We start from the raw sequence: 18,259 nt of genomic DNA on the forward strand, positions 1-18,259 counted from the left end.
GTTTGCTACATTACTCGTTCTAAAAATTAACCTTCAACCCCATTCAAACGTCTCACACTAACTTCCACCATAGCGGAACTTAATCTGAAACGCTTTCAGATGAGGGGATTTTGTGCGCTCTTTTTTTGATTCATTTTGGTTACAAAAGCGATGAAATCAAGCATTAGTAAAACCAGTGGAACTTACCCTGACACGGATTTCCACTGGTTTTTACGATTTTTATCAGTTCCAATATCAATTGGATCATCCTTCGTATACTCCGTATATTCTCTAGCAGCAATTTTTTGTCTATCATGTTCCGTATATTTTTGTATCATTTTTTCACCTTTTTTAACAATTCTGCAAGTTGAGCAGAATAGCCGCCACCTGAATATTCAATTTTTCCTGTAGTGCTATCTTTCTCTAATCCATACATTACTCTTAGTTTTTTATCTGAATTTACATATACTTTAAAATCAATTCCACCCATGGGATTATGCTTAATTGAGTTGATATCAATTTCATACGATTTTATTGTACCTTCTTTTGTTAAGGCCTCACTATCTAGATATTTAAGTTTGTTTTCAACAATCTTTTTGACTTCATCACTTTTAACAATTCTCGCCATCTCATCGTGTTCTACTTTTTGCATTACTTTATATCCTCCTATACTTAATCCAACAATAACTAATAAACTAGCTAAAATGATTCCTACAATTTTTAATGACTTCATGACGTCTCCTTTATGTTATTTTACAAATATATCATGTACTGATTTACTTATAGTATACCATAAAGATTTGTCTGGCGTAAACCTTCAATCCTGCCTCGTTTTCAATCACCTGACGAACTGTACCGATGGTTTCTTTCCTTTATCGTTTTTGATTTTCATGGGATATGTTTCAGAATAACTTGTATACTCTTCATTAGCAATTTTTTGGCCAGAGAAAATCTCTTGTAAATAGGAAAATAAAAGAGTAGATACAAGCATTTTAGGGTGATAAGACGGGTGACCAAAGGCATGATAAAAGGCGTCGAAGTGACAATCTTCCAATGTATTCACCACTTTTTCAATAGTAAAGACAAGATGATCTTGTGGTAAGAAAGAACTGATTTCTAGTGGTAAAGTTGTTTGATTTGTGTTATAGTGAAAATGCATGCGATAGACTTTCTAAATGGTTTATTAAGCAATTCTATTTTACAAAGACTATCGCAACCATGTAAAAAAGCAACGGCAAATCTGTTGCTTTTTTTGGAGATAAGGGACTATTGTCCAAGGATCGTTATTTTATATTTAAAGTATAGTTTTTTATTTGGAATTTTGTCTTAACTTATCTCATTCCCATTTGGGCAAGCTTGGTTTGATATTTATTTTGGTCTACTAAGAGTGCCTGTCCTCCATAAACATCATAGGCATCGACCCAATCACCTAGTTCTGGAACTGTTAATCTTTCAATGCCATTTTGCGCTCCATCTAGGAAGGATAAACCATTGGTCAGTAGGAAACTATACGGAACATTCGTAGAGGTCATGCCAAAGACCTTACCAAGTGCTTCTGATCCAGTAAAGAGTTTGGTTGGATCCTTGAGTTGTTGCAGAACAGCTGTCAACACTTGCTGTTGTCTCTTTGTACGACCATAATCACCTTCGTCATCATCACGGAAGCGAGCATAATTTAGCAAGGTCGAACCGTTCATCTGCTGTTTCCCAACTTTGATAGTCTGGGTTGGTGACTCTGTTTCCGTAGCATGTAAATCATCTCCGACTGTAGCTTCGGTTAAAGGTTGACCTTCTAAGGTTGAGAATTTGGCATCAATCGTCACACCATCAGGAAATAGAGTATCAATAGCAGTTGCGAAGGCCTGGAAATCAACCAAGGCATAGTACTTAATGTCCAAGTCAAAATTATCTTTCAATACTTGGCGAACCATTTCTGCCCCTTTTTGGCCTTCTTGTTCTCCTAACTCATAAGCAACATTTAACTTATTATCGGATTGCTTTCTGCCGTTAATGACTTGGCTATAACCGTCTATATAAACCAAATTATCACGCATGAAGCTGACCAGCTTGATTTTCTTATCTGAACCACCAACATTTAGTACCATAATAGAGTCCGTTCTCGTCTCAGTACTATTTTGGCCAATCCGTCCATCCGTTCCCATGATCAAGATATTAACCCCATCCTTGGTATCTTGACCATGAAAAACTTCTACTTGAGCTGCCTTAGCATTAGCAGGTTTATTTGGATCAGCATTTGAATAGCCTTTTAGGAACATAAAAATCATGCCAAAACCGACACAGGCTAGAAGGGCAAGCAATCCTGCAAAAATGCGCCCCCAACGAATCTTACGTTTTTTGGACTTAACCTTTGGAAGAGGATGACTTTTCTGATATTTTTTTGCACGACTACGGTTACCATAGGATGGAAGAGGAGACTGATTGACTGGTTCCATGAAAGACTCTTCCATATCGTAATTTTCATTATAAATTTCTGGAGAAGCTTTACTACTGCTAGCCATATTTAACTTACCTTGCAGGTAAGCAAACTCTTTTTTCTCTCGCTCATTGAGGTAATGAATGTTCTTAAAAAGATAGTCATAACGCAACTGCTCGTGATGGCTTAACGGATTTTCTTTGCTCATCTTCTCTCCTTTCCATGGTCTGATATTGGATAAATGGGATAGGCACCCAGAACTTTATACTGGATTCCAATCGCTTCTAATTCTTTTTGGGCAAAGTGGATCAAGTCCTTATCAGCATAGTCCACATCAATAATGAAAAAGTATTCTCCCAGTGCTGTCTTGAGTGGCCGACTTTCAATTTTTGTCAGGTCAATTCCTCTCCAAGCAAAGGTCGATAGGGCCTTATAAAGTGCACCTGGAAGGTTGTCCGGTAAGGTCAAGGCCAAACTCATTTTCTCCCTTTGTGCTTTCAAGGGAATACCAGGCTTTTCAGCTCCCAAGACCCAGAAACGTGTGAAATTGGCTTCCATTTCCTGAATATCCTCGGCAATCAGTTCCAAGCCATATTCTTCAGCAGAACTTCTAGGTGCAATCGCTGCATAAGGTTGGTCTGGATGTTCGGAAATAAAACGGGCCGCATAGGCTGTACTAGCAGTCACCTCGATTTGGGCATCTGGATACTGTTCATCGATGAATTTCTTTCCTTGAGCCAAAGCCTGAGGATGAGAAAAAATCTTTTCAATCTTAGTATGACCTGGGACCACCATCAACTGCTGATGAATAGGCTGAACGATTTCTGCCACTGCTTGAATGCGAGCCTGATGAAAAAGGTAGTCCAAGGTTTCATGAACACTACCCTCGATAGAGTTTTCAACTGGCACCACAGAATAGTCCACCAAGCCTTGTTCATAAGCCTTGATAACATCTGTAATGTTGGCAAAGGCCTGCAATTCCTCATGAGGAAAAGCTGTCTGCACAACGTGATGTGAAAATGATCCCTTGGGACCTAGATAAGCAATTTTCATCTCAGTTCCTCTATAATTTCCTCTGGGCTTAGCTTAGTCACATCCAAAACCCGACTAGCCACTTCCTCATACCAAGCCTGTCTTTCTTGGAAAATAGCTGCAAGTTCTTCCTTACTATTATTTAGAAAAAGCGGGCGCTGATTGTCCTGATCAGCTGCGATACGGTGGTAGAGGGTTTCAAAATCAGCTTTCAGATAGATATTATCAGAATTTGTCTTTAGTAAGTCACAATTTCGCTGAGAAATAACCACTCCTCCACCAGTTGACACAACTTGATCTCTTTGTAGTAAATCAGCTAGGACTTCTGATTCTATCTGACGAAAGGCTCCTTCTCCCTTTTCCGAGAAAAATTCCGTAATGGACATGCCTAAGCGCTTCTCTATCAGGGCATCCATATCAAGGTAATTAGGGTCCAAGCCTCTTGCAATAGTGGATTTGCCAGCTCCCATAAAGCCTAATAACACCTTAGCCATGAATCAAGCTCTCCAAATCATCAAAGAAGCTAGGATAGCTGGTATTGATGGCTTCAGCACGGTCAAGCTCCACTTCTCCATCTGCTACCAAAAGCGCTGCGATAGCTGTCATCATGCCAATACGGTGGTCACCAAAAGTATTGACTCTAGCACCGTGAAGTGCTGACTCCCCTTTGATAATCATTCCATCTGCTGTAGGTGTGATATCCGCACCCATGCTATTTAAAGCATCTGCTACCACCTGAATGCGATCTGTTTCCTTAACCTTAAGTTCCTCAGCATCCTTGATAACTGTTACACCTTGGGCTTGAGTCGCAAGCAGGGCGATAACTGGCAATTCATCAATCAAGCGTGGAATCAAAGCGCCACCAATCTCTGTTCCTTTCAAGTCAGAAGACTCAACAGTCAAAGTAGCAGATTTAGCGACTGGGTCAATTTCAGTAACTTCTAATTTTCCACCCATGGCGCGAATGACATCAATGATACCTGTACGCGTTTCGTTAATACCAACATTCTTAAGCACTACACGAGAATTTGGAACAATCAAACCTGCGACCAACCAAAAGGCTGCACTGGAAATATCTCCTGGTACGACCACCTTCTGTCCTGTCAATTTTTGTGGCCCTTGGACTGTGATTTTCTTACCGTCCACACTTAAATGACCACCAAATTGCTGTAGCATATCTTCAGTATGATTACGAGTGCACTCTTTTTCGATAATTACGGACTCTCCCTGAGCCTGCAAGGCCGCAAACATCAAGGCTGACTTGACTTGGGCAGAGGCAATTGGCAACTCATAATGAATAGGTCTTAGGTTTTTCGTCCCTTTTAAATGAAGGGGAGGCAAGTCTCGTTCAGTTTGCCCTGAAATGTTAACACCCATTTTTTTCAATGGAATCGTCACACGGTCCATAGGACGTTTGGAAAGACTATCATCTCCAAACATTTCTACTTCAAAATCTGCACCAGCAAGAACACCTGAAATCAGGCGAATCGACGTTCCAGAATTTCCCATATCAAGGGCATTTTGTGGCGCTTTTAAGCCATCCATACCTACACCTTGAATGGTAATAACCCCATCTTTATCCTCAATCTCAACACCAAGGTCACGAAAGACTTGCATGGTCGAAAGGACGTCTTCGCCACGTAATATATCATAAACCTTGGTCTCACCCTCAGCCAAACTGCCAAAGATAATGGAACGATGGCTAATAGACTTGTCACCTGGAACTCGGATACTGCCGTGTAAGTGGCTAATGTTTGTTTTTAGTTTCATACTCGACCTCATACTTGCAATACTTTTACCTATTTTATCATAAAAAGTCAGAAATTCCTTAAAAATTCCTGACTTTATGATAGTTATTTTCTTATTTTAGCAATTCTGAAACTGGTTCGAAAACAATTTTTTCAATGTCAGAAAGGTAAATTGCCAATTGTTGTTGCTTAGTAAAGAATTCTGACAAGAGGCTATTTCCTTGAATCTGTTTACCAAAGTTTTCCATCTTCGCTTGGAAGGATGCATCTGGCATTTGACCTGTCTGGGCTAGTCTTTGAATTTCCTCTTGGAAGGCAACATATTCTGTAAAAATTTTGCTTGCCTCAGCATCTGCTGAAATAGCATCTTTAGCTGCTTTGACAGCCTTGTATTCTGGTAATTCGCGTAGACCGCGACTGAGTTCGTTTGCACTATCGTAAATATTTGACATATTTTTCTCCTTATTTGACAACGACTGTATAGTCGGTGTTTTCTGTTATGAGGTGCTCGGCTCGTTCCAAGTCTTGAGCATTTTTAAATGAAATTTGTAGGATTCCGTGAATATCCTCACGGTTTTCCTCGTTGATATGAATATTGACCAAGGAAGTTCCTCGTAGCAATTCCAAAATCCGCAGGATGACGTTTTCTTCATCGGGAACGTCAACATAGAGGTCATAAGAACTATCCACACCACCACGCTTATGAATTTCCATGGCCTGACGTTGCTCCCGCGCTTGGTTGAAAAAATTCCAGATTTGCTCCTCATCTCCCTTGCTGATAGCCTGACCAACCTCATCCAAACGTTCCTTAAAATCCTCAATCCGCTCTATGATAGTCTCACGATTGGACAAGAGAATAGAGGTCCACATACCTGGCTCGCTTTCTGCAATTCGAGTCATATCTCGAAAACCACCGGCCGCAAAGCGCCTTGCCATCTCATGTTTTTGAGCATAGACCGCAGTCTGTTCCATGAGACTGGAAGCCAGAATATGAGGAAAATGGCTAATCTGAGAAGTGACACGATCATGCTCCTTGGCATCAATCTCGATAAAACGAGCATGAAGACCTGAAAGCAGATCCTTCATTTCCGCAAGTGTGTCAGGACCTGTCAGGCTCGAAGGTGTAAAGATATAATAGGCATTTTCAAAAAGATTGACATCCGCAGAAGCAGCCCCTGTCTTGTGACTACCAGCCATAGGATGGGCTCCTACAAAACGAATCGACTTGCCAGCCAAATAGTTCTCCGCTGCATCTACAATGGCTGACTTGGTCGAACCAGAATCTAAAATAATGACGCCTTCTTTCAAGTCCAAGTTGGCCAATTCCTTAATGAAAGCAATGGTTTGTTTGATTGGCAAGCTGAGAATAATAATATCCGCAAGAGGAGCAAAACTGGCAAAATCATCCGTTGCACGGTCAATCATGCCTTCTTTCAAGGCAATATCTCTCGAAGCTTGACTGCGATTATAACCTAAAATTTCATAATCTGGATGATCACGTTTGATACCTAGGGCCATAGAGGCTCCAATCAATCCAAGACCTGCGATATAGACTGTTTTTGCCATAGGAACTCCTTAATAGTTCTTTGTATAGTCTCGGTGTTTGGCTACCGCTTCTTTTAATTCCTCTAGATTGTCTGATGAGAATTTTTCAAGGATTTCTTGTGCCAGAACCGTTGCCACAACAGCTTCCATGACCACTCCTGCAGCTGGAAGAGCGGTCGGATCACTTCTCTCAACAGTTGCCTTATAGGGTTCATGGGTTTCGATATCCACACTCATAAGTGGTTTGTAGAGAGTAGGAATGGGCTTCATGACGCCACGAACAACGATGGGTTGCCCATTGGTCATACCACCTTCAAAGCCACCTAGATTATTGGTACGGCGAGTATAGCCGTCTTCTTCAGACCAGAGAATTTCATCCATGACTTGGCTGCCTTTACGATAACCAGCTTCAAAGCCAAGACCAAATTCCACCCCTTTAAAGGCATTGATAGAGACAACAGCTTGGGCCAATCTTGCATCCAATTTTCTGTCCCATTGGACATAGGAACCAAGACCAACTGGAACACCTCCGACAACTGTCTCGACAACCCCACCGATGGTATCTCCATCACGCTTGATTTGGTCAATATAGTCCTTGATTTCCTGTTCTCTTTCTTGGTTGACAATAGAAACTTCAGACTGGGCAGCTCGTTCCTTAATCTCAGCGACTGTTAGATTTTCAGGAACATCGATTTCCTTGCCACCAAAGACCACGACATGGTTGGCAATCTCCATATCCAGCTCAGCCAAGAGGCGTTTGGCTACTGCACCAACTGCTACCCGCATGGTGGTTTCACGAGCTGATGAACGTTCTAAAGAATTTCGCAAATCGTCAAAACGGTACTTGATACCCCCAACCAAATCGGCATGTCCTGGGCGAGGATGGGTGATTTTTCGTTTGCTTTTAAGTCGCTCTTCAATGTCTTCCGCAGACATGATATCCAGCCATTTTTGGTGGTCCTTATTGATGACATCCATTGTAATAGGAGCCCCTGTCGTCTTCCCATGGCGAACGCCTGAAGTAAAGACAACCTGGTCACTCTCAATCTTCATACGACCGCCACGACCGTAGCCACCCTGACGGCGTTTCAAATCCTCATTGATGTCCTCTGCTGTCAAAGGGAGTCCAGCTGGAATTCCTTCAATGATAGCCGTCAGACGGGGGCCGTGTGATTCTCCTGCAGTTAAATATCTCATACACTCTCCTTATTTTACCAAGTAGTCTTTCATCTCTTCCAGAGAAACTGGGTGAATAGTCGCTGAACCGAGCTCTGGTACCAAGACCAATTTCAAGGTATTGCCACGCGCTTTCTTGTCATGAGTCAAAGCCTGATAAAGCTTGTCAACATCCCAGTTTTCATAATCAACAGGCAAGCCAAATTTCTGACACATATCTGTAATGGACTGAGTTATGCCAGCTGGCATGAGACCTTTTTCCTCAGCAACCTTGGAAATCTGAACCATTCCCATGGCAACAGCTTCACCATGCATGACCTTGCCATAACCGGCAGTTGCTTCAATAGCATGACCAATAGTATGGCCAAAATTGAGGTAAAGGCGAACACCATTGTCCAACTCATCCTCAACCACCATCTTGCGCTTGACCTGACAAGAATGCTCAATCAAAGTCTCTGCATGTTCCAAAATGCTCTCTACAGTACCATCTAGCTCCATCAAGAGAGCCCAAAGTGCTGGATCCTCAATCAAGCCGTACTTGATAACCTCACCCATTCCTTCAATCAATTCTCTTTTTCCGAGAGTTTCAAGAACAAGTGGATCAATCAAAACCCCATCTGGTTGGGCAAAGGTCCCCACCATATTTTTAGCAAATGGAGTATTAACACCTGTCTTTCCGCCGATAGAAGAATCAACCTGGGCTGTCAAACTAGTCGGAATCTGAACAAAGTGAATACCCCGCATATAGGTAGAGGCTACGAAACCAGCCAAGTCTCCAACGACACCACCTCCGAGAGCCACGATTCCATCGCTACGAGTCAGCCCCTGCTTAACTAGAAATTCATAGACTTTCTGAACAGTAGTTAAATTCTTTCTTTCTTCCCCTTCCAAAAAGTCAAATACCGCTACCTGAAAACCAGCATCTTCTAGGCTGAGCTTGACCTTCTCTGCATAAAGAGAAGCTACATGGTTGTCTGTTACAATGACCACTTTTTGTGGTTGCCATAGTTCTCGCAACCATTGACCAGCCTGAGCCAGACAGCCTTTTTCAATCTGAATATCATAAGGATGATGAGGAATATCGATTCTGATTTTCATAGGAGAATCTCCTTTTCTTTATTGGTATTTTTCTGTTAAGGACTGCCAAATCTCTTCTGTCGGCATTTCCTTTCCTGTCCACAGTTGAAAAGCTTCTGCAGCTTGATAGAGCAACATTCCCAGACCATTGACTGCTTGATTTCCCTGACTTCTGGCCCATTTCAAAAATGGTGTTTCAAAGGGTTGGTAAATGATATCTGCTACTAAAAGAGTTTCTGGTAAGACTATGCTTTCAGGAACTGGAGAGGATTGACCATCCATCCCTACACTAGTTGCATTGACCAGTAAATCCGACTCAGCAATCCTTGCTTGCAGTTCAGGAACATCTTCTAAAGCAGACAGGTCCACCTTAAAACCTGTCTGCTCCTGTAACTTGTCTAGGTATGGTCTTGTTTTTTCCATGGAAACTGAACGAACAAAGACTGAAATCTGACTGACACCATCCAAAATAGCCTGTGCCAAGATTGATTTAGCCGCACCACCTGCACCAAGCAGGGTCATCTTTTTACCTGAAATTGTAAAAGAAGGCAAGCTCTTAAAAAATCCCTTGCCATCTGTATTATATCCAATTAAATTGCCATTCTCATTGACAACCGTATTAACCGCACCAATCAAGCGCGCTTCGTCACTCAATTCATCCAAATAAGAAATCACCTGCTCCTTATAGGGCATGGACAAGTTGATGCCAAACATCTGGTAGCGACGAATATTGGCCACTGTTTCTGCCAAGTCACCCGCTTCAATCTCCCAAGCCACGTAAGCACCATTGGTAGCTGTCGCCTCAAAGGCGCTATTGTGAATAAATGGGGAAATAGAATGCTTAATAGGATTGGCAACAACGGCAGCTAAACGTGTATAGCCATCAAGCTTCATCCAAAATCTCCCGAATTTTTTTCATATTAGCTAGGGAAATCTGACCTGGGGCACTTGCCTCATCTAGACTAGCAAAGGACCAGCTAGAACCAGTCACATCTGCAGTGATACGAGAGACCTTGCCCACCTTACCCATAGAAATAGTTACATATTCCTGCTCAGGATTGAGGGTTTTAAAGCCTCGTGTATAGTTCATCAAGTCTAGCACATCCTGCTCCGTGTGAGCCATCACCGCAACCTTAACAAGTTTTGGATTTAAACTCGTCAACTCTGACAAAATTTCCATCATATTTTCAGGTGTTTCTTGGAAATTATGGTAACTCAAAACGAGATTTGGGAAGTCCAGCATTTCCTCAAAAACATCCTTGTAGCTATAGTACTCAAAATCAATATAGTCTGGTTGATAGAGTTGCGCCACTTCCTTGATTAGATGGATATATTCTTCTGGAGAAAGGTCGATTTCTCCCCCTTCAGAACGAGTTCGCAACGTGAAAACCAATTCACGACCTGCAAATTTTTCAAAAATCGCTGGAGCCACCTGCAAAATCGCTTCTTTAGGCAGATAGTCGGCACGCCATTCAATGATGTCGGCATCCAGATACCTCGTGGCATCCAGAGCCTGGGCCTCCTCTAAACTTCTTGGCATTACTGAAACGATTAATTTCATTTACTAACCTTCATACTAATCACCTTGAGGTAATTACTACTTTCATCTTTTTTATTATAGGCAAAATCTGCTGGAAGACCGTATTTATTTAAAATCTGGTAACTTCTTCCTGCAAAGCCTTTATCAATTTGTTCTATAAATTTCTGGCGGGATACATTGGCAGCATTGGTGCTGGCAATAATAATACCGCCCGGATTTAAAATCTCAAGACTCTGGGATATCAACTTGTGATAATCCTTAGCCACAGAAAATGTTTGTTTTTTATTCCGAGCAAAGCTAGGCGGATCTAGAACAATCACATCGTAAGTCAAGCCTTTTCGCTTAGCATACTTGAAATACTCAAAGACATCCATGACTATAAAGCGATGGTCGCCTGTGCTGATTCCATTTGCCTGAAAATGCGCTTGAGACAATTCTCGTGAACGTTTAGCTAGGTCAACCGAAGTTGTCTGGCTAGCTCCACCCATGGCCGCAGCTACTGAAAAGGCTGCTGTGTAGGAAAACATATTGAGCAAGGATTTGCCCATAGCCAATCCATCCACTAGACTACCACGAACCTCATGCTGGTCTAGGAAAATCCCTGTCATCAGGCCATCATTCATAAAGACTTGATACAAGACACCATTTTCCAAAACAGTGAAAAAGTCAGGTGCTTCTTGACCATAAACATGAGCAGATTCATAGTTCAAACCCTTAAAGCGGATCTTCTCATATCCCCCTAAAACCTCAGGAAAAACCTGTCTAAAGGCTTCTGAGATAACCTTGCGAATCTGATAAACATAAGAGTTATACCAAGAAAAGACAGCATAGTCGCCATAAAGGTCCACTGTCAGACCCCCAAAGCCATCTCCCTCTTGGTTAAAGAGACGGAAGGCAGTTGTCAAATCATCTTGATAGTAGGCTTTTCTCTTTTCTTTAGCTTTTCTAAATAGCGTTTCAAAGAAAGCTTGATTGAAGGTCACCTTGTCTTTGCTAACAAACCAGCCCAAGCCCTTGTTTTGCTCAGAAAGGTAGGCAGTCCCAAGAAAGGTTCCATCTTGACTATGAACTTCTACTTCCTGATCCTTGAGATGAACATCTGCAAGATCACTGGCTTCTAGTAAAACTAGTCCCTTTGAAAGCTTTTTTTCAACCCTTTTGCTGACTCTTATTCTATTCATAGTCACTATTATAGCAAATTTTGTGACAATTCTCAAAAAAGAAACTACCCTTGCTTTTTTACTCTAGTTTTAAAAAATGGTATACTAATACTAATAAAAACTTAGGAAGTAATTGTGTGAGAATCAATTTTAGCAAAATCCAAAAAGCCATGGGTACCAGACTGGGTTTTGTCCTAACCCTTTTAATCCTCTATTGGCTCAAAACCTTACTAGCCTATACCGTTGACTTTAATTTAGATATTCAATTGGGCAAGCTGCAAGGGAATTACCTTGCCTTTATCGCTTTTTTCAATCCCCTTCCCTTGGGACTCCTCCTGCTGGCTCTAGCCCTCTATGCTCGGTCAACCAAGATCTTTTATGGCCTTAGTATAGCTATTTATAGCCTTTTGTTCATTTGGCTTTATTCCAATATCTTTTACTATCGAGAATTTAGTGACTTTATCACGGCCAATACCATGAAAGTGGTCAGCAAGGTGTCTGTTGGTACTGCCGAACTAGAGTTACTGCGCTTTTGGGATTTCATCTATTTTATGGATTTCCCATTGCTGGCTTATCTTCTCTATAAGAAGCTCATCCAGCTGGATAGGAGACCTTTCAAATTCCGCTCCAGTGTTGCTATCACTGCTCTCTCAGCCCTGCTCTTTTCTGCTAATCTTTTCTTGGCTGAAATCGAACGTCCCGATCTCCTATCGCGAGGATTTTCTAATTATTATATTGTTCGTGCCCTTAGTTTGCCAGCCTTTTTAGGTTATAGTGCCAACCAATCCTATAGCGCCAACAAAGAACGTGCTAAGGCCTCTGAGACCGACCTTCAACCTATTACAGATTATGTCCAAGAACATTCGACTAAGCCTAATCCAGACTATTTTGGATTAGCCAAAGGGAAAAATGTGATTTATCTCCACTTGGAAAGTTTCCAGCAGTTCCTACTGGACTATAAACTCAACATAGATGGAACTGATCATGAAGTCACTCCCTTCCTTAATTCACTCTACCATTCGCAATCAACCCTAGCCTTTTCGAATATCTTTAACCAAGTCAAGGCTGGTAAGACCTCAGATGCGGAAACCATGCTGGAGACTGGTTTGTTTGGACTTGACCAAGGTTCCTTCATGGTCAACTATGGAGGTACCAATACCCAGCAGGCTGCGCCTTTTATCCTATCAAAAAATGGCTACCAATCAAGTGCAGTCTTTCATGGTAATATTGGGACCTTCTGGAACCGAAATACAACCTACAAACAATGGGGCTACCAATACTTCTTTGATGCTTCCTATTTTACCAAGCAAGACAGTAGCAATTCTTTCCAATATGGTTTAAATGATAAAATCATGATGAAAGATTCTATCCAATATCTAGAGCACTTGCAGCAGCCTTTTTATGCTAAGTATATCACGGTGTCCAATCACTATCCCTATGCTAGCAATCTGACAGGCGATGAGCTTGGTTTCCCACTGGCTAAAACCAAAGATGAAACAATCAATGGCTACTTCCAAACGGCTAACTATCTGGATAGTGCTATCAAGGCCTTCTTTGACTATCTCAAAGAAAGTGGCCTCTATGAAAAATCCATCATCGTCATCTACGGAGACCATTATGGAATTTCTAACTCCCGCAATCCTGACCTGGCTCCCTTGATTGGCAAGACTTCTGAGAACTGGTCGAATTACGACAATGCCATGTTGCAACGAGTGCCTTTTATGGTGGTCATGCCTGGCTATGAAAAAGGACAAATCATCAATACCTACGGTGGACAAATCGATATCTTACCAACTCTCGAACACCTCCTTGGTATCGAATCCACTTCCTTCCTTCAAGTCGGCCAAGACCTCCTATCACCAGACCACCAAGAAATCGTTGCCTTTCGGACTGCCAATTCCTTCGTCACACCTAAATACACCAGTTATGACGGACGAACCTACTATACTGAAAGTGGTCTTGAAATCAGTAATCTTGATGAACAAGCTCAGACTGAACTAGACATTGTTCGGCAGGCAGCCAGCCAACAGCTGAAAATCAGCGACCAGATTCAAACTGGCGATTTGATACGTTTCTACCAAGCAGATCATCTTGGAAAAGTTGATACAGAAAGTATTTCTTACCTCAATTCTTTACCAATTCTTCAAAAGATTGAGCAGGAAAAAGGTAGTCAATCAACCAGTCTCTTTAGCCAACGACAAGGTAAGACCAGTACTGACCTTTTCAAGGCACCAAGTTACCAAGAACTCCATCCAGAGTCGGCAGAAACCGAATCAAAATCACAATAAAAAATGCTCTTCCGTCTTGGAGGAGCATTTCTTTTTAAAAATTTATCAAGCAAGCGACCAACTAGCTCATCTTTTTTCTACTTCTGCTAATATGCGTGACAGGTAGTAATGATAGCTAAATATAGCAAGACCAAGTAAGAGGATAAGAGCTCCTACTCCCAAGCTGATGGCAAGGATAGTAGATAGAGACCGAACCAAGAATATGCTCACAAGGGCTGAAATCGACAAGATACCACAATAAATTAAGAGTAAAACAATTTTGACTATACCATTTGAACGATTCACTAGGTCAGTAATACTACTCCAATTGGTTGACAGATTCTTCACATCCTTAAAATAATGGTGACAAGAAAGGATGACACTGGCAAGGGTCCAGACTACAAGAAGGTAAATCATCGAAAGGATGGGCAAGCCTAGATATAGAGAAAAACCAAGTAAAGTCAGAATTGGTAAAAAGGACTGGACAGCAAATATAATCCAAAATTTCACTTTCACATAACGAGCAAAGTCAAAGGGTAAACTCTTCAGAAAATCAAAATTTTCCCTCTCTAAAGACAAGGCAATTGAATGCAGGCTGGTGATATTGTTATTGACAACTGCTATAAAGAGAGCTATAAAAAACAAGGGTAACCAGTATGGAGGATGAATGTCTGGAACTATCTGAGAATCTCGGATTTTGGAAATCAGACCAATCATCATGAGATAAGGAAGGAAAGCACTTGTAAAAAGCACTGTAACCACGCCGGTTCCCTGTCCCAAGAGGGAGAGGTTGTAGCGCAAAACCATGCGGAAAAATCCCTTTTTAGTAGTTGAAATCCTCTCCTTGCTGCGACGTTCTTTTTTGACCTTCTCCTCACTATTAAGTAGGATCACATCATAAAAACGAGGCAAAACCTTCTTTTTGGTCAGATAAAGCAGGAAGAGAGTTAGTCCTATCCAAGCGAGCAAACCCAAGATGGCTTCTGTCGAAAAAGGCTCCACTGCTATTTTGTAAAAGAGATGAATAGGATAAAGAAGAGGTGGAATGTCTCTAACTCTGTCAACTATAACTCCAGAAGTCGACTGTAGAAAGAAGACAAATATTAAAGGTATGAGAACTCCTATCCCAATCATCACATTCGCAAAAATAGACTGATACTTTCTGAAGACCCTAGTCTGAGCCAAGAAATGTACTGCCACTACCATCACTAAACTAACAGAGACAATTAATAGGGCCAAGGACAGCAGCATCAAAGGCAAGCCCAGCCACAGAGAAGGAGCTAGCCTAATGTAGAGGACTAGAAAATAAGCTAGGATTGGTACAATTCCAGGCAGAGCTGGCAAGAGGACAGACAGTCCTTTAGCGATTATAATCTCTGATTCTTTAAAGGCATAGGGTCTATACGATACCAAATCCTTACTCTCATAAAAGACATTGTAAAATGCAGTGAAAGAAGTTGAAAAGGCAAGCACCAGTAAAATAGCAACCATGCTACTAAAAAAACTTGGCATTTCCTCAAAAGGAAAACGAAAGGCTATATTTATAAACATGAAAAGCATCAAGAGACTAGAAAAAATGTAAGAACTTAGGACTCTAGCGGAAACATTTACTTTTTTTCCAGGATTTTTAGCTTGCTTCTTTCGTAGGTTAGCCAGATTAGCTTCTTGAGATGAATAGAGAATATTGATATCCACTAATTTTTTAATGACCTTGAGACGCATCTGAAACCTCCTCTTTTCTACCAGCAAGGCTAAGGTAGATACTTTCCAAAGACTGGTCTGGGTGGTCTTTTCTCAAGTCCTCCACGCTACCACAATAAATCAAATGCCCCTTTTTCAAAATGGCAATCCGATCACAGACTTGCTCGGCCACCTCTAGAACATGGGTTGAAAACAAGACCGTCTTGCCTTTTTGTGCATGTTCCTTCATCATCTGCTTCAAATCAAAGGCAGCCTGGGGATCCAAACCAGTCAAGGGTTCGTCCAAGACCCAAATATCAGGATCAGACAAGAGTGCCCCTATGACAAAGACTTTCTGACGCATTCCGTGAGAAAAAGTTTCAATGACCTGATAGCGATTTTCAGCAAAATCAAAAATTTTCAATAGCCTAGCTAGACTAGCCTCCAAGTCAGAGCTAGTCAGATCATAAGAGGAGGCGATTAATTCCCAAAATTCATTGGCTGTTAAGCGTAAAAATAAGTCAGGCGAGTCTGCTACGTAGCCAATTTTTCGTTTAATAGCTAAACGATTTTCCGATAAATCCTGACCGTCTACCAAAATACGACCACTGCTGGGTGAAATGATACTGACTAAGGATTTTATAGTGGTCGATTTTCCAGCCCCATTATGGCCAATCAAGCCCATAATCTCTCCATTTTCAATCTGCAGATTGAGATTGCTCAAGGCCTCTTTATCACCATACAACTTACTAACATTTTGAAATTCAATCATGAGAAATCTCCTCTCTTTATCTATGTAATTTACTATAATTATAGCGCTTTCATTTTAAAAATCAACATTTTATATAAAATAGTCAAAAACTTATTATTCAGTTTTACGCAAACGTTTGAGCTAACCGATACTTTATGATAGAATAAAGAACAAGATTGACAAGTAAGAGGAAACATCATGCAAAATCAAACACTCATGCAATACTTTGAATGGTATCTGCCCCATGACGGCCAGCACTGGACGCGTCTGGCTGAAGATGCTCCACACCTAGCTGATCTCGGTATCAGCCATGTCTGGATGCCACCAGCCTTCAAGGCTACCAATGAAAAAGATGTCGGCTATGGGGTCTATGACTTATTCGACTTAGGAGAGTTTAATCAAAAAGGTACTGTCCGCACCAAGTATGGTTTTAAAGAAGACTATCTTCAAGCCATTCAAGCTCTAAAAGAACAGGGAATTCAACCTATGGCCGATGTGGTGCTCAATCACAAGGCTGCTGCTGATCACATGGAAGCCTTTCAGGTTATTGAAGTAGATCCTGTAGACCGTACAGTTGAACTTGGGGAACCCTTCACCATCAATGGCTGGACTAGCTTTACCTTCGATGGTCGCCAAGATACCTACAATGACTTCCACTGGCACTGGTACCACTTCACCGGTACAGACTATGATGCCAAACGTCGCAAGTCTGGGATTTATCTGATTCAAGGAGACAACAAGGGTTGGGCAAATGAGGAATTGGTCGATAATGAAAACGGTAACTATGACTACCTCATGTATGCCGACCTAGACTTTAAACATCCTGAAGTCATCCAAAATATCTATGACTGGGCTGACTGGTTCATGGAAACGACTGGTGTAGCTGGTTTCCGCTTGGATGCCGTTAAACACATTGACTCTTTCTTCATGAGCAATTTTATCCGTGATATGAAGGAAAAATACGGTGAGGATTTCTATGTTTTTGGTGAATTCTGGAATCCTGACAAGGAAGCCAATCTGGACTATCTTGAAAAAACGGAAGAACGATTCGACCTTGTTGATGTTCGTCTCCACCAGAATCTCTTTGAAGCCAGTCAAGCTGGCGCAAACTATGACCTTCGTGGTATTTTCACAGATAGCTTGGTTGTCGACAAACCTTACAAGGCTGTAACCTTTGTCGACAACCACGATACCCAACGTGGTCAGGCTCTTGAGTCTACTGTTGAAGAATGGTTCAAACCAGCAGCCTATGCCCTCATTCTATTACGCCAAGACGGCCTTCCATGTGTCTTTTACGGAGACTACTATGGTATTTCAGGGCAGTATGCTCAGCAAGATTTCAAAGAAGTCCTTGACCGCCTCCTAGCTATCCGAAAAGATTTGGCTTATGGAGAACAAAATGACTACTTTGATGATCCTAACTGTATTGGTTGGGTACGCTCAGGTGCTGAAAATCAATCCCCAATCGCAGTCTTGATTTCAAATGACCAAGAAAACAGCAAATCAATGTTTGTCGGCCAAGAATGGGCTAACCAAACCTTTGTAGATTTACTTGAAAACCACCTAGGTCAAGTTACAATTGATGAGGAAGGTTATGGACAATTTCCAGTCTCAACTGCTTCGGTAAGTGTCTGGGCAGCCAATACAATCTAATTGCCAATGATTATCAAGCCAGGTTCAATCGGATTTGGCTTTTTTGTATTCACAAAAAAAACCTACCCTAATGGATAGATCTTTGTTTTCTGGCTCTTTGTCAACTGTAGTGGGTTGAAGAAAAGCTAATATCTAGAAAGGACAAATTTCGTCCTTTCTTTTTTGATATTCAGAGCGATAAAAATCCGTTTTTTGAAGTTTTCAAAGTTCCGAAATC

The 18,259-nt window shown here is 41.5% G+C and carries 16 protein-coding genes and 1 pseudogene; 2 read left to right on the plus strand and 15 right to left on the minus strand.

What is annotated here, in order from left to right; genetic code table 11:
- Positions 1-313: 313 nt before the first annotated feature.
- From GEZ85_RS07295 to GEZ85_RS07355, 13 genes and pseudogenes are all read right to left on the minus strand, one after another.
- A complete protein-coding gene (locus GEZ85_RS07295; RefSeq protein WP_153209949.1) occupies positions 314-712 on the minus strand; it encodes a DUF1310 family protein in 399 nt (132 codons plus the stop codon).
- A 198-nt stretch (positions 713-910) separates the two neighbouring features.
- Positions 911-1,138 (minus strand): annotated as a pseudogene (locus GEZ85_RS07300) (transposase); the annotation flags it as partial.
- A 172-nt stretch (positions 1,139-1,310) separates the two neighbouring features.
- Complete coding sequence (locus GEZ85_RS07305) at positions 1,311-2,621, minus strand: LCP family protein (protein WP_153209951.1); 1,311 nt, start codon at positions 2,619-2,621, stop codon at positions 1,311-1,313.
- The gene (gene pheA / locus GEZ85_RS07310) at positions 2,618-3,466 is read right to left on the minus strand and encodes a prephenate dehydratase (protein ID WP_153209952.1); all 849 of its coding nucleotides are present in this window, start codon (positions 3,464-3,466) and stop codon (positions 2,618-2,620) included. The genes GEZ85_RS07305 and pheA overlap by 4 nt, the downstream gene beginning before the upstream one ends.
- Positions 3,463-3,939: a shikimate kinase gene (locus tag GEZ85_RS07315; protein WP_084929714.1), complete on the minus strand. Its 477-nt coding sequence runs from the start codon at positions 3,937-3,939 to the stop codon at positions 3,463-3,465. Before GEZ85_RS07315 ends, pheA begins: the two co-directional genes overlap by 4 nt.
- On the minus strand, positions 3,932-5,215 hold the full coding sequence (aroA, locus tag GEZ85_RS07320) for a 3-phosphoshikimate 1-carboxyvinyltransferase (RefSeq protein ID WP_153209953.1): 1,284 nt from the start codon (positions 5,213-5,215) through the stop codon (positions 3,932-3,934). The genes GEZ85_RS07315 and aroA overlap by 8 nt, the downstream gene beginning before the upstream one ends.
- Before the next feature lie 91 nt (positions 5,216-5,306).
- On the minus strand, positions 5,307-5,645 hold the full coding sequence (locus GEZ85_RS07325; protein WP_045611301.1) for a YlbF/YmcA family competence regulator: 339 nt from the start codon (positions 5,643-5,645) through the stop codon (positions 5,307-5,309).
- 10 nt (positions 5,646-5,655) lie between these two features.
- Complete coding sequence (locus GEZ85_RS07330; RefSeq protein WP_153209954.1) at positions 5,656-6,759, minus strand: prephenate dehydrogenase; 1,104 nt, start codon at positions 6,757-6,759, stop codon at positions 5,656-5,658.
- Between the two features lie 9 nt (positions 6,760-6,768).
- Complete coding sequence (gene aroC / locus GEZ85_RS07335; protein ID WP_153209955.1) at positions 6,769-7,935, minus strand: chorismate synthase; 1,167 nt, start codon at positions 7,933-7,935, stop codon at positions 6,769-6,771.
- Positions 7,936-7,944: 9 nt separating this feature from the next.
- A complete protein-coding gene (gene aroB / locus GEZ85_RS07340; RefSeq protein WP_153209956.1) occupies positions 7,945-9,012 on the minus strand; it encodes a 3-dehydroquinate synthase in 1,068 nt (355 codons plus the stop codon).
- A gap of 18 nt (positions 9,013-9,030) precedes the next feature.
- Positions 9,031-9,885 (minus strand): shikimate dehydrogenase, encoded by an 855-nt coding sequence (locus GEZ85_RS07345; RefSeq protein WP_153209957.1) that lies wholly within the window; start codon positions 9,883-9,885, stop codon positions 9,031-9,033.
- Positions 9,875-10,552 carry a type I 3-dehydroquinate dehydratase gene (gene aroD / locus GEZ85_RS07350; RefSeq protein ID WP_000767765.1) on the minus strand — a complete coding sequence of 226 codons (678 nt, stop codon included), beginning with the start codon at positions 10,550-10,552 and terminating at the stop codon, positions 9,875-9,877. The genes GEZ85_RS07345 and aroD overlap by 11 nt, the downstream gene beginning before the upstream one ends.
- Positions 10,549-11,712, minus strand: coding sequence for a class I SAM-dependent rRNA methyltransferase (locus GEZ85_RS07355; RefSeq protein WP_153209958.1), 1,164 nt, complete (start codon positions 11,710-11,712; stop codon positions 10,549-10,551). Before GEZ85_RS07355 ends, aroD begins: the two co-directional genes overlap by 4 nt.
- A 149-nt stretch (positions 11,713-11,861) precedes the next feature.
- Here GEZ85_RS07355 and GEZ85_RS07360 point away from each other — a divergent pair, with 149 nt between their 5' ends.
- Positions 11,862-13,979 carry an LTA synthase family protein gene (locus tag GEZ85_RS07360; protein WP_153209959.1) on the plus strand — a complete coding sequence of 706 codons (2,118 nt, stop codon included), beginning with the start codon at positions 11,862-11,864 and terminating at the stop codon, positions 13,977-13,979.
- Positions 13,980-14,045: 66 nt separating this feature from the next.
- Here the strand turns inward: GEZ85_RS07360 and GEZ85_RS07365 are convergent, their stop codons facing one another.
- Together GEZ85_RS07365 and GEZ85_RS07370 are read right to left on the minus strand one after the other, a co-directional pair.
- The gene (locus GEZ85_RS07365; RefSeq protein WP_023946344.1) at positions 14,046-15,680 is read right to left on the minus strand and encodes a hypothetical protein; all 1,635 of its coding nucleotides are present in this window, start codon (positions 15,678-15,680) and stop codon (positions 14,046-14,048) included.
- On the minus strand, positions 15,661-16,410 hold the full coding sequence (locus GEZ85_RS07370) for an ABC transporter ATP-binding protein (RefSeq protein WP_033684913.1): 750 nt from the start codon (positions 16,408-16,410) through the stop codon (positions 15,661-15,663). The genes GEZ85_RS07365 and GEZ85_RS07370 overlap by 20 nt, the downstream gene beginning before the upstream one ends.
- 177 nt (positions 16,411-16,587) lie before the next feature.
- On the opposite strand from GEZ85_RS07370, the gene GEZ85_RS07375 reads away from it, so the two are divergent.
- Positions 16,588-18,042 (plus strand): alpha-amylase, encoded by a 1,455-nt coding sequence (locus GEZ85_RS07375; protein WP_033684912.1) that lies wholly within the window; start codon positions 16,588-16,590, stop codon positions 18,040-18,042.
- The last annotated feature ends 217 nt before the right edge of the window (positions 18,043-18,259 follow it).

It is taken from the genome of Streptococcus mitis, from assembly GCF_009496205.1.
GTDB classification, from domain to species: domain Bacteria; phylum Bacillota; class Bacilli; order Lactobacillales; family Streptococcaceae; genus Streptococcus; species Streptococcus mitis_BN.